This window comes from Janthinobacterium sp. SUN100, assembly GCF_030397705.1.
Taxonomy (GTDB): Bacteria; Pseudomonadota; Gammaproteobacteria; order Burkholderiales; family Burkholderiaceae_D; genus Janthinobacterium; species Janthinobacterium kumbetense.
In genome coordinates this window covers 1,290,754-1,305,700 of record NZ_JAPUBU010000001.1, presented here as the reverse complement: position 1 = coordinate 1,305,700, position 14,947 = coordinate 1,290,754, and the positions used below count along the sequence as shown (strand labels likewise).

At 63.8% G+C, this 14,947-nt stretch carries 6 protein-coding genes; 3 read left to right on the top strand and 3 right to left on the bottom strand.

Annotated features, from left to right (window positions below):
* Nucleotides 1–11: 11 nt before the first annotated feature.
* Nucleotides 12–1,982: a methyl-accepting chemotaxis protein gene (locus O0881_RS05635; protein ID WP_289910529.1), complete on the bottom strand. Its 1,971-nt coding sequence runs from the start codon at nucleotides 1,980–1,982 to the stop codon at nucleotides 12–14.
* 521 nt (nucleotides 1,983–2,503) lie between these two features.
* Here O0881_RS05635 and O0881_RS05630 point away from each other — a divergent pair.
* Nucleotides 2,504–4,771, top strand: a complete 2,268-nt coding sequence (locus O0881_RS05630; RefSeq protein ID WP_289910528.1) for a carboxy terminal-processing peptidase — start codon at nucleotides 2,504–2,506, stop codon at nucleotides 4,769–4,771.
* A gap of 55 nt (nucleotides 4,772–4,826) precedes the next feature.
* Here O0881_RS05630 and O0881_RS05625 read toward each other — a convergent pair whose 3' ends face one another.
* Entirely contained in the window at nucleotides 4,827–5,084 is a 258-nt protein-coding gene (locus tag O0881_RS05625) for a hypothetical protein (RefSeq protein WP_289910527.1), read from the bottom strand.
* 213 nt (nucleotides 5,085–5,297) lie between these two features.
* Between O0881_RS05625 and O0881_RS05620 the strand changes: the two genes are divergently transcribed.
* A complete protein-coding gene (locus O0881_RS05620; protein ID WP_289910526.1) occupies nucleotides 5,298–6,965 on the top strand; it encodes a ShlB/FhaC/HecB family hemolysin secretion/activation protein in 1,668 nt (555 codons plus the stop codon).
* A 34-nt stretch (nucleotides 6,966–6,999) separates the two neighbouring features.
* Nucleotides 7,000–13,887: a YDG domain-containing protein gene (locus O0881_RS05615; RefSeq protein ID WP_289910525.1), complete on the top strand. Its 6,888-nt coding sequence runs from the start codon at nucleotides 7,000–7,002 to the stop codon at nucleotides 13,885–13,887.
* A 24-nt stretch (nucleotides 13,888–13,911) separates the two neighbouring features.
* Here the strand turns inward: O0881_RS05615 and O0881_RS05610 are convergent, their stop codons facing one another.
* Nucleotides 13,912–14,853: a LysR family transcriptional regulator gene (locus tag O0881_RS05610; RefSeq protein WP_289910524.1), complete on the bottom strand. Its 942-nt coding sequence runs from the start codon at nucleotides 14,851–14,853 to the stop codon at nucleotides 13,912–13,914.
* Nucleotides 14,854–14,947: the final 94 nt, after the last annotated feature.

Sequence of the window (14,947 nt, the reverse complement as noted above, 5' to 3'; positions counted from 1 at the left end):
CGGGCTAGTCCTTACAGCTTGAACACGCCCACCACCTGGTTCAGTTCCTGCGCCTGCTCCTGCAAGGCGTCGGCCGCCGCGGCCGCTTCTTCCACCAGGGCCGCGTTCTGCTGGGTCACCTGGTCCATCTGGGCGATGGCCTGGTTGACTTGCTCGATGCCGCTGCGCTGCTCTTCGCTCGCCTGGGCGATTTCGGCCATGATGGTGCTCACTTGCTGCACGCTGGCCACCACCGTGTCCATGGTGGCGCTGGCCTGGCTCACTTGCGCATGGCCCAGGTCCACCGTGCTGGCGGACGCCTGGATCAAATCCTTGATGTCTTTCGCCGCTGCCGTCGAGCGCTGCGCCAGGGTGCGCACTTCCGTGGCGACGACGGCAAAGCCCCGTCCCTGTTCACCGGCACGTGCCGCTTCCACGGCCGCGTTCAAGGCCAGGATATTCGTCTGGAAGGCGATGCCGTCGATGACGCCGATGATGTCGGCGATCTTGCCCGAGGAGCTGCGGATGGCGTCCATGGTGCTGGCCACTTGCGCCACGGCCGCGCCGCCTTCCGCTGCCAGGCTGGACGAGTCATGCGCCAGTCGGCTTGCCTGTTGCGCGTGATCAACGTTCTGGCGCACGGTGGAGCTCAGTTCTTCCATCGAGGCGGCCGTTTCTTCCAGCGAGCTGGCTTGCTGTTCCGTGCGGCTCGACAAATCCAGGTTGCCGCTGGCGATCTCACCGGACGCCGTAGCGATCTGCCCGGCGCTGCCGCGTACATTGCTGACCACTTGCGACAGGTTGTCGCTGATGCGGTTCATGGCGAGCAGCAGGCGGCCGATTTCGTCCAGGCTGCTGGTATCGAGGTGCACCGTCAGGTCGCCGGCGGCGATTTGCGCGGCGGCCGTTTCGGCGGCGGCCAGCGGGCGCGACACGAGGGTGCGCACCAGCCAGTACAGCAGCAGGGCGAAGACGAGCAGGGCGATGAAGCCGGAAATGGCCAGCTGGTTGCGCATCTGGCGCGCTTCCAGGGTGATCTCATCCGTGAACGTGCCGCCCGCGATGATCCATTGCCAATCCTTGAATTGACGGTAAAACAGCTGCTTTTCGCGCGCGCTGGCACTCGTTTCGCCCGGCGCCGTCCACGTGTAGCGCATGGCGCCATCCTTTTGCGCCAGCATTTCCTGGATGAACAATCGGCCGTCGCTGGCCTTGAACTCGAGCGCGCTCTTGCCTTCGCTGTTCGGGTGCAGCACCAGGTGGCCGTAATTGGCGCCGGGCGCCGTGTCGACGATATAGATGTAACCCGTCTGGCCGATCTTGACCTGGCGAATCTTCTCTTTCAGCATGGCCAGATTCTTGCTGATATCGAGGCCGATGAACAGCACGCCCACCACCTTGCCGCCCGCATCGCGCACGGGGTCATATTGCGTGATGTATTGCTTGCCAAACAGTGTTGCCATGCCAACGAAGCGCTGGCCTGCGCGCAGCGGCGCATAGCTGGGGTGGTTGTGGTCGAGCTGGGTGCCGACGGCCCGTTCGCCATCCTGTTTTTTCAGCGAAGTGCTGATGCGCACGAATTCATCGCCGTTGGCGGCAAAAATGGTGGCGATCACGCCCGTCTGGGCCGTGTAGCGGTCGACCAGGGACGTGTCGAGGTTGAGCACCCTGTTGCCGTTGGCCAGGGCCGGCGTGGCCTTGCCGGCCACGGCCACCATGGCGCCCGTATCGACCGAGAACGGGCCGGGAAATTCGGCCGCGAACAGGCGGGCAAAGCTGGCCGCCTCGTTGACCATGGCGGTATGAAATACTTCCGTGGTCGTCATGACGCTATTGAGTTCGCTGGTGACGGCCGCTTCGGCGCGCTGTTCCAGCGCATTGGAGGTGCGGATGCTGGTCAAGGCCGTCAGGCTGGCGAGGATCAGGCTGACCAGCGCAAACGTGAAAATGGTGATCTTGCCGCCGACACTCCAGTGGCGGGGGGAGAAGGAAATTGTAGGCATAGTGTGAGTCTGGCAAAGGGTAATCAGCTCGGCCATTCCTGGTCATGACATGACACGCGGGGAGGGGATCTGGTGGGGAATGCGCTTGAAACGGAGGCGCGCAGGCTGTCGGGCCGCGCACAGGCAAGCTGAATTTCAGGGCGCGATGATAGCATGTTGCTTGTCTTTTGTTACTAAGTGTTTCCCGCAGGAATCTTTTCTTTTGCGTAAAAACATCATCTGCATCAAGGATTGCAAAGACTGGCTATTGACTTTTTTGATTTCAATAATGAATGTTGCTGTTCGTCACTGGCGGGTGATGCGATTTTTGTCACGAATGTTTCACTTTGTAATGAATGACACGCTGCCTTTAATCCGCGTTTAAGCTTCCAGGAAGAAACTGATATTCCATGGGAGACTGCCAGGCCGTATCCTGTAGAATAATATGCAGACCAGTCGTGTATTCCCCTTACTGTCTTGCTGGCTGGCGCATGCCTATCTGCGCCGCCTGGAATTGATTCAACTAATTTTCGGAGAAGCCGATGAAGAAGCAAATGATGCTGGTCACCCTGGTGCTTGCCCTGTCAGCCCACGCTGGCGCAGCCCAGACGGACAAGAGCGCCGCTCCTCCGCTACCCATGAAGCCGCTGGCCCAGCAAACGCAGGCCGCCTTGTGGGCATCGCGCGTATTGACACGCGTCCATTACAAGGCCATGCCGCTCGACGACGCCATGTCGGAGAAAATCTTCGATCGCTACTTCAAGTCCCTGGACGCGGAAAAACTGTTTTTCGTGCAAGCCGACGTCGACCGTTTCGCGCCGCTGCGCACCAAGCTCGATGACGCCATCATCAATGAAGACTTGACGGCGCCGTTTGCCATCTACAACCTGTACCAGCAGCGTTTCGACGAGCGCATGGCGTATGCGCGTGAATTGCTGAAAACCAAGTTCGACTTCACGGCCGACGAGAGCTACCAGCTCGACCGCGAAAAGGCTGCCTGGCCGAAGAACGACGAGGAAGTGCGCGACCTGTGGCGCAAGCGCGTCAAGAACGACTGGCTGCGCCTGAAACTGGCGGGCAAGGAAGACAAGGCCATCCGCGAGACCCTGGACAAGCGCTATGAAAGCTATACGACCCGTTCGCGCAAGCTCAACAGCGAAGACGTGTTCCAGATTTTCATGAATTCGTATGCCATGTCGATCGAGCCGCATACCAATTACCTGGGCCCGCGCGCGTCGGACAACTTCGACATCGCCATGCGGCTGTCGCTCGAAGGCATCGGCGCCGTGCTGCAGACGCGCGACGAATACACGGTGGTGCGCGAAGTCGTGCCGGGCAGCCCGGCCGGCCTGTCGGGCAAGCTGAAAGTGGGCGACCGCATCGTCGGCGTGGGGCAGGGCGAAAGCGGCCCCATCACCGAAGTGCTGGGCATGCGCATCGACGACGTGGTGCAGCTGATCCGCGGCGCCAAGGATTCCGTGGTGCGCCTCGACATCCTGCCGGCCGACGCCGGCCCGGACGCCAAGCACGTGGTCTTGCCGCTGGTGCGCAAGAAAATCAGCATGGAAGAGCAGGCGGCGAAGAAATCGATCATCGAAGTGCGCGACAACGGCGTCAAGCGCCGCATCGGCGTCATTTCCCTGCCGACGTTCTACCAGGACTTCGAAGCGCGCCGCCGCGGCGACAAGGACTTCAAAAGCGCCACGCGCGACGTCAGCCGCTTGCTGGCCGAGTTGAAGAAAGACAAGGTCGACAACGTCCTGATCGACTTGCGCAACAACGGCGGCGGTTCGCTGAACGAAGCCGTCGAACTGACAGGCCTGTTCATCGACAAGGGCCCTGTCGTGATGCAGCGCAATGCCGAAGGCAAGGTCGAAGTGGAAAGCGATACGAATGCCGGCCTGGCCTGGGATGGCCCGATGGGCGTGCTGATCAACCGCGGCTCGGCTTCCGCTTCCGAGATTTTCGCCGCCGCCGTGCAGGACTATGGCCGTGGCGTCATCATCGGCGAAGGCAGCTTCGGCAAGGGCACGGTGCAAACCTTGTTCAACCTCGACCGTTTCGGCGGCAGCGAAAAAGCCCGTTTCGGCGAGCTGAAAATGACCATCGCGCAATTCTTCCGCATCAATGGCGGCACCACGCAGTTGCGCGGCGTCACGCCAGACATCAAGCTGCCAGCCATGTCGGACGCGGAAAACTTCGGCGAGTCGAGCTATGACAATGCCCTGCCATGGGTCGCGATCAAGCCGGCGCCCTACATACCGACGGGCGACCTGAAGGAGATCGTGCCGCTGCTGGACAAGAAACATGATGCGCGCGTGGCCAAGGACAAGGATTTCCAGTACTTGCTCGATGACATAGCCCTCGTCGTCAAGCAGCGCAAGGAAAACCAGATTTCGCTCAATGAAACCGTGCGCCGCAAGGAGCGCGATGCCCAGGAAGCGCGCGCCAAGGCCCGTGAAAAACGCCTGATCGCGCAGATTTCGAACCCTGCCGACGACCTGGTGGTGATTCCGGATCCGAAAGACGTGCTGAAGGGCGCGAAAGCGGCCAACAAGACGGCCAAGCAGATCGCCGCCGTGAAGGGCGCCTTGCGCACGGACGACGGCTTGCAGGGTGACGAACGGGCCCTGAGTGCCGAACTGGACGCTGAAACGGCCGCGAAGAGCGCCAAGGACGTGCTGCTGAACGAAGCGGCGCGCATCCTGGCCGACGAAGTGGCGCTGATCAAGGCCGATAGCCGCATGGCGTCGAAGGTCTTGCCATATGGCGCGGACGGCAAGGCGACGCCGGTGACGGCAGCGAAATAAGGCTTGTTGTCCCATAAGAGGCCGGTTCCTTGCGGAGCCGGCTTTTTTTGTGCCATCAGTTATCTGTCTGGCGTATTTCTATCATTCCAACAATCAATTGGATTGATATGCCGCGACGCAGCATAATGCACTTGTCTCCTCTATTCTCCTCCAAGAAAATAGATTCAGCCCGCTCCCGCAGCGGGCTTTTTTTTGTCTTGCTTTTTGCGTGGCGCCCGCCGCATTCCCCAAGTTCCCTCATCTTCATGCCGCTGCGAGCCGCAAATCCCGACTGAATTTGTCGGGAATCGCTCAGATTTGCTCCGTTATACATTTTCCATTCTTGTTATATTCCCACAAAGAAATTTTCTTTGGCTTTCTGTAATGGCAGCGCGGTCAAGCGCGGCAGCAAAGCGCGTTATCCGCCACGCAGTGCGCCGTCCCATGGCTGCCTGCGCCTGATGCATAGCGCCCGATGCCGGCACCGCATGCTTTTTCCTTCTTTATTCATTCCGTCATGCCGCCAGCGGCGACCGAGAGGCTTATCTTGCGTTGTAAACTTCTTCCCCTGACCCTGCTGCCCTTGCTGGCGCTGATACAGACCGCCTGGGCCGTCGATCCTCCCGGTGCCGGCAGCCAGCTGCAGCAGATTCCCGTGGCGCCCCCGCTGCCGAAAGCGCCGCCCGCCATCCGCGTGCAGCAGGGCAATGTACCCGCCACCACGGTGGGCGACACGACGCGCATCGCCGTGCAGCGCCTGCAGATCACGGCGCCGCCAGTCTTCACCGAGAGCGAACTGGTGGCCGCCTCGGGATTTACTGCGGGAAGCGAGCTGACCCTGGGCGAATTGCGCGCCATGGCGTCCAACATCGCCAGCTATTACCAGAACCGCGGCTATTTCCTCGCGCAAGCCTATCTGCCCGCGCAAGATATCAAGGATGGCGTCGTTACGATCAGCGTGTTGCCAGGCCAGTATGGCCAGGTGCAACTGCGCAACCAGAGCAATCTGTCCGACGGCCTGGCCGGCACCGTGCTGGCGGGCCTGGACGGGCAGGTGATCGCCACGGCGCCGCTGGAACGCCGCTTGCTGCTGCTGTCGGACTTGCCGGGCGTGCAGGTCAGCTCGACGCTGGCGCCGGGGGCGTCCTTGGGCGCGTCCGACCTGATCGTCGACGTGCAGCCGGGCTCGCGTTTCAACGGCAGCATCGACCTAGACAACCAGGGCAACCGTTACACGGGCCGCAACCGCATCGGCGCCACCCTGAACATCAATGAACTGGCCGGCATCGGCGACGTGGCCACCGTGCGCGCGTTCACCTCGGCCGACGGCCTGAACTATGGCCGCCTGGCCTACCAGGGGCAGGCGGGCTTGCTGCGCCTGGGCGGCGCCTACACCTATATGGACTACAAGCTGGGCAAGGAATTTGCCGTGCTCGACGCCAAGGGCACGGCGAAGATCGCCAGCGCCTACGGCAGTTATCCGCTGATCCGCTCGCGCAGCAACAACCTGTATGCACAGGTCAGCTATGACGACAAGACCTTCCAGGACCGCACGGAATCGACGGGCAGCGTCAACGACAAGAAGGCCAAGGTGTGGATGCTGAATCTGAATGGCGACAGCAAGGATGGCTGGGGCGGTGGCGGCGCCAGCACCTATTCGTTGACATTTGCCACGGGCAAGATCGATATCGAGACGCCGGCAACCTTGGCGCTCGACCGCGCGACGGTGAACAGCAACGGCCACTTCAACAAGCTGGCCTTCAATGGCGCGCGCGTGCAGAGCCTGGGCGGCGAGACGAGCTTGTTCGGCACCGTCAGCGGCCAGGCGGCGTCGAAAAACCTCGATGTGTCGGAAAAGATGGGCATCGGCGGCGTGGGCGGCGTGCGCGCCTATCCGGGCGGCGAGGCGTATGGCGACCAGGGCTATGTGCTGAATGTGGAGCTGCGCCAGAACGTGACGGCGTTCACGGCCTTTCCCGGCCAGCTGCAAGTGCTGGCGTTTGCCGACACGGGCACCGTCAAGCTGAACCGCGATTCCTGGAGCGCCGGCGACAACCGCCGCACCCTGAGCGGCGCGGGCGTGGGCGTGACGTGGACGGGCGCCAACGCGCTCGTGCTGAAGGCGTATTACGCGCACAAGCTGGGCAATGCCAAGGCGACCTCGGCACCGGATGCGGCAGGCCGCTTCTGGTTGCAAGCCGTCAAGTATTTCTAAATTACTACATCAATAAAAACATCAGGACACTGCCATGAACCGCATCTACCGCTCCATCTGGAACCAGGCCACCGGCGCCTACGCCGCCGTTTCCGAAAACGTCAAATCCGCCGGCAAGCGCTCAATGCCGGGCAGCAGCGGGGGCGGCGCGCATTTCGCCCTGACCGGCATGGCGGCGGCGCTGATGCTCGGTTATGGCTCCCTGGCCTTGGCGGGGCCGGCGGGCGGCACGGTGGTGGCGGGCCAGGCTTCCATCAATGGCGCGCCGGGCAATACCGTGATCCAGCAGGGCAGCCAGCATGCCGTCATCAACTGGGCCAGTTTCAATATCGGCAAGGGCGAATCGGTGCAGTTCCAGCAGCCCAACAGCAATGCGGTAGCCTTGAACCGCGTGCTGGGCAGCGACGGCACGACCATCCTGGGCAAGCTGTCGGCCAACGGCAAGGTGTTCATCGTCAATCCGAACGGCGTGCTGTTCGGCCACGGCGCGTCCGTGAACACGGCCGGCCTGGTGGCATCCACGCTGGATATCAGCAATGCCGACTTCATGGCGGGCAAGTACCAGTTTTCCGGCAATGGCAGCGGTAAAGTCTTGAATCAGGGCAACATCAGCGCGCCGGGCGGCTATGTGGCCTTGCTGGGCGCGAACGTATCGAACGAAGGCACGATCCAGGCGCGCCTGGGCTCGGTGGCCCTGGCGGCGGGCCGCGCCATCACGCTGGACGTGGCGGGCGACGGCTTGCTGAACGTGGCGGTGGACCGGGGCGCCGTGGGCGCTCTCGTGAATAACGGCGGCTTGATCCAGGCCGATGGCGGCAGCGTCGTCCTGACGGCGCAAGCGGCGGGCGACTTGCTGAAAACCGTCGTCAACAACACGGGCGTGATCGAGGCGCACAGCATCGACACGCGCGGCGGCACGATCAAGTTGCTGGGCGACATGCAAAGCGGCACGGTGAACGCGGCCGGCACCCTGGACGCCAGCGCGCCTGCGGGCGGCAATGGCGGCTTCATCGACACCTCGGCCGCGCACGTGAAGATCGACGATGGTTTGAAGGTGAGCACGGCCGCGGCGAAGGGCGCGACGGGCATGTGGCTGATCGATCCGACCGACTTCACGATTGCGGCATCGGGCGGCAACCAGACCGGTGCGTTTTACAGCAATGCGCTCAAGTCCAGCAATGTCACCATTGCAACGGTCGCCAGCGGCGGCGCGGCAGGCGATATCCATGTCAACGACACGATCAGCTGGTCGGCCAACAAGCTGACCTTGACGGCGCACAATAATATCAATATCAATGCACCGCTGCGCGGTGTCGGCACGGCCAGCCTGGCGCTCGAGTATGGACAGCGCGGTGTGGCAGCCGGCAATTTGTCCACCTACAACGTGAAGGCGGAAGTGGACTTGCCATCGGGTAATAACTTCAGCACCAGGCAGGGCACGGATGGCGCAGTCATCAGCTATACGGTGATCAACAGCGCAGGTGCGGCTGGCAGCCTGAGCGCAGCCGATTTGCAGGGTATGAATGCCAACCTGGGAGGCAACTACGCGCTGGGCCGCCATATCGACGCCAGTGCCACGCTCAACTGGGACGGCGGCAAGGGCTTCGTGCCTATCGGTGGCACAGGCACGCCATTCACGGGCAGGCTTGACGGCCTTGGCCATGACGTCACGGGATTGTCCCTCACCCGGCTGACGGACTATGCCGATGTCGGCATGTTCGGCGCCATCGGCGCGTCGGGGGTGGTGCGCAACCTCAATCTGGTCAATACCCGGATACAGGCGCCGGAAGGCAAGTACGGGCAGATCCGGATGGGCATGCTGGCGGCAAGAAACGCGGGCTTGATCGATAACGTCAGTGCGTACGGCGAGCTGAAGCTGACAGGGTCGATTTATGCAGGGGGCCTGGTGGGCGTGAATAGCGGCGTGGTCAATAATAGCCGCAGCAGCGGCAGTATCGAACACACTCCCAATTACGGTGGCGGAGCTGCCGGGCTGGTTGCCCAAAATGAACGTGGCGGCAGCGTCAGCAACAGTAGCAGCAGCATGAAAGTGACCGTTGTCAAGGGCAGGGCCGGCGGGCTGGTGCTTGAAAACGCTGGCGCCATCGCGAAGAGCTTTGCCACGGGCGACGTCGCGGGCGATACCTTTACGGGCGGCCTGGCGGCATTCACGTCTGGCAATATCAGCGACAGCTATGCGACGGGCAGCGTGACCAGCAATTCCATCGCCGGGGGATTGGCTGGCCGCATGAGCGGGACGATCAGCAACAGCTATGCGACAGGCAATGTCTACTCTTCCGGCGATGCGCAGTCCGAGCAAGGCTTTGGGGGCCTCGTCGGTGACGTTTATGCGGGCAGGATCAGCAACAGCTATGCCACTGGCAGCGTCAATGCGGGCAACTATGCGGGCGGCATCGTCGGCCGGAACCAGGGGATTGTGGACAATGTCTATTCCGTCGGCGCGGTCAATGCGCAGCACGACAACCGGGGCGGCATCGTTGGCTACAATGATTCCAGCGGCAACGTGAGCAATGCCTATTACAACAGCAGCGCCAACCACGGCCTGACGGGCCTGGGCCAAGGCAATGGCAGAACGAGCAATATCGTCGGCTTGACGGACCTTGCGATGGGTGATCCTGCAAGTTATCCAACATTCAATTTCACGACGACGGCTGGCGCCACGGGCAACAATTGGGTGACGGTGGGATCGAACGGCGGCATGAACGGCAAGGGCGGCACCTTGCCGATGTTCAGCGGCGAGTACTCGACCACCATCAATTCCGCGCACCAGCTGCAGCTGATGGCGATGGACAAGGCGGCTGCCTATACCCTGGGCAGCAGCTTCAGCGCGGGGGCGACGGCCGGCGGCGATATCTGGGGCGGCAAAGGCTTCGTGCCTGTCGGTGACGCCGCGTCGCCGTTCACGGGGAGCCTCAATGGCGCCGGCCACATCATTTCCGACTTGCGCATCTTCCGGCAGGGGAGCGCTGCAATCGGCCTGATCGGCAGTCTCGGCAAAAATGGCAGTATCTCGGACCTGGGCTTGAGCGACGCCCGGATCACCGGCGGCAGCGATGTGGGCGCGCTCGCCGGCGCGAACGCGGGAAAAATCAGCGGCAGTTTCGTTACCGGCAATGTCACGGGCGATGCGCAGGTCGGCGCCCTCGTGGGCAGCAATACGGGTGAAATTGTCGACAGTTACGCGCTGGGCAGCGCGACGGGCGGCGTGAATGTGGGCGGCCTGGCTGGCGACAGCCGCGGCGGCAGCATCCGTAACAGCTATGCGGCCGTTGCCGTCAGCGGCGCAGCGGGGCTGGGCGGGCTGGCAGGCGGCGCCTCCGCCGCCGATGCCACGGGCAGTTACTGGGATACGCAGATCAGCGGGCAGGCGGGCAGCCAGGGCGGCACGGGCTTGAGTTCGGCCGATTTGAAAAAACTGGCCAACTATAACGGCAGCAACGGCGCGGGCAGCCCGGCGTGGGACTTGAACAATACCTGGGTGATTTACGAAGGACAGAGCACGCCATTGCTGCGTTCCTTCCTGACGCCCCTGGTGGTGACGGTGTCGCATAGCAGCAAGGTCTATGATGGCCTCGCCAGCGATCCGGTCACCGTAAGCTATTCCAGGGTGGGCGATCCTTCCCTGCTGCAAGGCTCGTTGACATATGATAATGCGTCCGGCAGCCCGGTCAATGCCGGCAACTATGTGGTGCGGGCCAGCGGCATGTATTCCACGGCCCAGAATGGCTACCTGATTAGCTATGTCGATGGCGGCGTGACCATTACGCCGCGCCAGATCAGCCTGAATGGCGTTTCGGCGGGCAACAAGGTGTATGACGGCAACACCTCTGCCGTGCTGGCTGGCGGCAGCCTCAGTGGCGTGCTGGGCGATGACGTGGCCAAGCTGAGCTTTTTGCTGTCCGGCGCTTATGCCAGCAAGAATGTCGGCAACAATCTCGCCATTACGGCCAGCGCCACGCTGGGCGGCAGTGCCGCCGGCAACTACACGCTGGCGCCAATCGGCGACTTCAGCGGCGCGATCACCAAGGCCACCATCAGCAGCGTGACGGGAATCAAGGCCGATGACAAGGTGTATGACGGCGGCCTGGGGGCCAGCCTGAGCGGCGCTTCGGCCGTCTTGCACGGCATGGTGAGCGGCGACAGTCTTGCCGTGGTCACTGCCAGAGGCAATTTCGCGGACAAGAATGCGGGCAGCGGCAAAACGGTGTATGTCAGCGATATCGTGCTGGCTGGCGCCGACAGCGGCAACTATATCCTGGCCGCCACGGACGCCGTCATCACGGGCACCATCCGGCCCAAGGCGCTGACGCTCGGCGGCGTCGCGGCGCAAGATAAAGTCTACGATGGCAATGCCGACGCGCGCGTGACGGGCGGCACATTGAGCGGTTTCGTCGGCTCGGAAAACGTGATCTTGTCTGGCCTGAGCGGCTATTTTTCGGACAAGAACGCCGGCAACGGCAAGGCCGTGACGGTGGGCGCCGTGCTGGCCAGCGATACGGGGCTGGCCAGCAACTACACGGTGGCCAACCCGGTCGGCTTGACGGCCAGCATCACGCCCAAGGCCCTGACGGTGACGGGCGCGGTGGCGGGCGACAAGGTCTATGACGGCACGCGCCTGGCCAGCGTCAGCGGCGGCGTGCTGTCCGGCCTGGTGGAAGGCGAACGCCTGGACATCGCAGGGATGGCGGGCAGCTTCGGCGACAAGAACGCGGGCAAGGCCAAGGCGGTGACGGTGACGGGCACGACCCTGGCCGACACGGCCAGCGGCTTGGCCAGCAACTACACGGTGGCCAACCCGGACGGCTTGACGGCCAGCATCACGCCGAAGGCCCTGACGGTGACGGGCGCGGTGGCGCTCGACAAGGTCTACGATGGCACGCGCCTGGCCAGCGTCAGCGGCGGCGTGCTGTCCGGCCTGGTGGACGGCGAACGCCTGGACATCGCCGGCATGACGGCCAGTTTCGGCGACCAGAACGCGGGCAAGGCCAAGGCGGTGACGGTGACGGGCACGGCCCTGGCTGACACGGCCAGCGGCTTGGCCGGCAATTACACGGTGGCCGATCCGAACGGCCTGACGGCCAGCATCACGCCCAAAGCCTTGACGGTGACGGGGGCGGCGGCGCTCGACAAGGTGTATGACGGCACGCGCCTGGCCAGCGTCAGCGGCGGTGTGCTGTCCGGCCTGGTCGAAGGCGAACGCCTGGACATCGCCGGGATGATGGCCAGCTTCGGCGACAAGAACGCGGGCAAGGGCAAGGTAGTGACGGTGACGGGCACGACCCTGGCCGACACGGCCAGCGGCTTGGCCGGCAACTACACGGTGACCAGCCCAGGCGGCTTGACGGCCAGCATCACGCCCAAGGCCCTGACGGTGTCGGGCGTGGTGGCGGGCGACAAGGTGTATGACGGCACGCGCCAGGCCAGCGTCAGCGGCGGCGTGCTGTCCGGCCTGGTGGAAGGCGAACGCCTGGACATCGCCGGCATGGCGGGCAGTTTCGACGACAAGAACGCGGGCAAGGCCAAGGCGGTGACGGTGACGGGCACGACCCTGGCCGATACGGCCAGCGGCTTGGCCGGCAACTACACAGTGGCCAACCCGAGCGGCTTGACGGCCAGCATCACGCCCAAAGCCTTGACGGTGACGGGCGCGGTGGCGCTCGACAAGGTCTACGATGGCACGCGCCAGGCCAGCGTCAGCGGCGGCGTGCTGTCCGGCCTGATCGAAGGCGAACGCCTGGACATCGCCGGGATGACGGCCAGCTTCGGCGACAAGAACGCGGGCAAGGGCAAGGTAGTGACGGTGACGGGCACGACCCTGGCCGGCACGGCCAGCGGCTTGGCCGGCAATTACACGGTGGCCGACCCGAATGGCTTGACGGCCAGCATCACGCCCAAGGCCTTGACGGTGACGGGGGCGGTGGCGCTCGACAAGGTCTACGACGGCACGCGCCAGGCCAGCGTCAGCGGCGGCGTGCTGTCCGGCCTGGTCGAAGGCGAACGCCTGGGCGTGACCGGGATGACGGCCAGCTTCGGCGACAAGAACGCGGGCAAGGCCAAGGCGGTGACGGTGACGGGCACGGCCCTGGCTGACACGGCCAGCGGCTTGGCCAGCAATTACACGGTGGCCGACCCGAACGGCTTGACGGCCAGCATCACGCCGGCGGCGCTGACGGTGGGTATCACGGGTGTCAACAAGGTCTACGATGCGAGCGTCGCTGCCAGCGTGAACTGGCGCGACGACCGTCTTGCCGGCGACCAGCTGAGCATCAGCAGCAATGCTGCCCAGTTTGCCGACAAGAATGCGGGACAGGGCAAGACGGTGCGCGTGGATGGCATACGCTTGAGCGGGCTGGACGCCGGCAATTATGTGGTCAACACGGCGGCGTCGGCGCGGGCCGATATTACGCAGGCGAAATTGACCGTGACGGTGAACAATGCCGAGAAAGACCAGGGGCGCCCTAATCCCGTCTTTGACGTCGGCTATGCGGGCTTGCTGGGGGGCGACAGCGTGGCATCGGAACTGCGCGGCGAACTGCTGTTCAGCACGGAGGCAGGCGCGGGTTCGCCGGCCGGCAACTACAAGGTTGCCGCCGCAGGGCAGACGTCGAACAACTATGCGATCGGCTATGTGGCCGGCAGCTTGAAGGTGAAGCCGGCCGAAGCCTTGCGCAATGCGCTGACGGCAGCGGCCGCTTCCGTCGCCGCCGTGCCGTTGGCGGGCAATATGGTGGTCGCGGAGCATGCCCATAGCGGCAAAGCGGCGGCCGGCCCTGCCGTGCCTGTCGTGGCCGGCGTGGCCGGCCAAGCATCCCGCCAGGTGCTGCCGGGCTTGCAATTGAGCGTGCTCGACGGCGGCATCCTGTTGCCGGCCGGCATGACCAGCGGCCCGGCCATGCCGTAACAGCCAGGGCCGTGCTTGCCCCGGCTAGCCGGCCCGTGCGGCAGCCTCCCTGGCAAGCGGCTGCAGATCCATATTGGCTTCGAACAGGGCCGTGATCCAGCCCGCAAACGCCTGCAGCTTGGGCGTGGCCAGCCGGCCTTGCGGCGTCAGCAGCGACATGGGCATCGGCGTCGGCGGGTGATCCGCCAGCACGGCCACCAGGGCGCCGCTGTCGAGGTGCGCGCGCACCTGGTACACGGCCGCCTGCGCCAGTCCCAGTCCCTGCAGCGCGCAAGCGACGCTGGCGTCGGCATCGTTGACGGCGATGGGGCCGGCCATCGGCACGCGCACCACCTCCTTGCCTTGCAGGAAATCCCAGTCGAAGGCGCGTCCCGTGCGGCCCGAGTAATGCATGATGCCCCGGTGCGCGGCCAGGTCCGCCAGGGTGTGCGGCGTGCCGTGCCGCGCCAGGTAGGCGGGCGAGGCGCACGTGACGAAGCGCATCAGGCCGACCTGTTTGCCGATGAAGGCGGAATCTTGCAAGGTGCCCACGCGCAAGGCGCAATCGATGCCTTCCTGCGTCAGGTCGACCAGGCGGTCAGTCAGGCTCAGCTGCAGTTGCACGTCCGGCCAGGCGGCGTGGAATTGCGCGATATGGGGCATGACGAGGCGCCGGCCCACCGTGTTGGGCAGGTTGATGCGCAACAAGCCGCGGGGTTTTTTCGCGTCCGGGCCACGGAACGCCAGTTCCGCCGTGTCGACGGCTTTCAAAATATCGAGGCAATGGCGGAAATACTCGGCTCCTTCCGGCGTCAGCGACAAACGGCGCGTGGTGCGCTGCAGCAGTTGCGTGCCCAGGTAGGCTTCCAGCTTTTGCAGGGTGGCCGTCAGCGCGGCGCGCGGCAAATTCAAGGTTTCGGCCGCCTTGGAAAAGCTGTTGGCCTCGACGATGCGCACGAAGGTCTGCATGGCCTTGATCTTGTCCATGGGATAGCTTTCATTGTTCATATTATGTGAAAAGTATAGGGTGATTATGCCCTAATTATCTTTTCCCCGGCTTTGCCTAGAATAGCGACATCCC

Coding starts and splice junctions, on each gene's coding strand:
- O0881_RS05635 (WP_289910529.1), bottom strand. CDS start 1,982: ATGCCTACAATTTCCTTCTCCCCCCGCCACTGGAGTGTCGGCGGCAAG.
- O0881_RS05630 (WP_289910528.1), top strand. CDS start 2,504: ATGAAGAAGCAAATGATGCTGGTCACCCTGGTGCTTGCCCTGTCAGCC.
- O0881_RS05625 (WP_289910527.1), bottom strand. CDS start 5,084: ATGTATAACGGAGCAAATCTGAGCGATTCCCGACAAATTCAGTCGGGA.
- O0881_RS05615 (WP_289910525.1), top strand. CDS start 7,000: ATGAACCGCATCTACCGCTCCATCTGGAACCAGGCCACCGGCGCCTAC.
- O0881_RS05610 (WP_289910524.1), bottom strand. CDS start 14,853: ATGGACAAGATCAAGGCCATGCAGACCTTCGTGCGCATCGTCGAGGCC.